Source organism: Streptomyces sp. TRM68416 (assembly GCF_014596915.1).
Classification (GTDB): Bacteria; Actinomycetota; Actinomycetes; order Streptomycetales; family Streptomycetaceae; genus Streptomyces.
This window is the reverse complement of sequence record NZ_JACVWU010000102.1, coordinates 1-446: the sequence shown is the minus strand read 5'-3', so window position 1 is coordinate 446 and position 446 is coordinate 1. Positions and strand designations below refer to the sequence as shown.

1 protein-coding gene is annotated in these 446 nt (G+C 69.5%); it reads right to left on the bottom strand.

Annotated features, from left to right (window positions below):
- A partial coding sequence (locus tag ICC28_RS40125) for a fumarylacetoacetate hydrolase family protein (protein ID WP_188293807.1) occupies positions 1-446 on the bottom strand: 446 nt, incomplete at both ends.

Below are 446 nucleotides of genomic sequence, written 5' to 3'. Positions count from 1 at the left end.
CGCTGCTCGCCGAGGTCGATGCGGCCGTCGGGGGTCGCGATCGTCGCCGTGATCACGTCGCCCGGGTGCAGGTAGTGCGGGTTCTTCGCCTGGCTCTTGAAGAAGGCCTTCCACTTCACGGCGGGCGGCAGCAGCGCCCCGATCTTCTCGACCGCCTTCGGCGGGGCCTTCAGGGCGGTGCCGCCGGGGGTGCCGGTGAGCAGCAGGTCGCCGGGGTCGAGGGTCTGGAAGCGGGCCAGCAGGGTCAGCGCCTGCGCCGGGCGGACGATCATGTCGGCGAGGGTGCGGTCCTGACGCAGCTCACCGTTGACGCTCAACCTCAGCCGCAGATCGAGGAGATGGACGAAGTCCTCCGGCTCCAGCAGCGCCAGGTACGGCCCGGTCGGCGTGAAGGTGGGGTACGACTTGCTCTCGTAGAACTGCGTCTTGGTCAGCTGCACCTCACG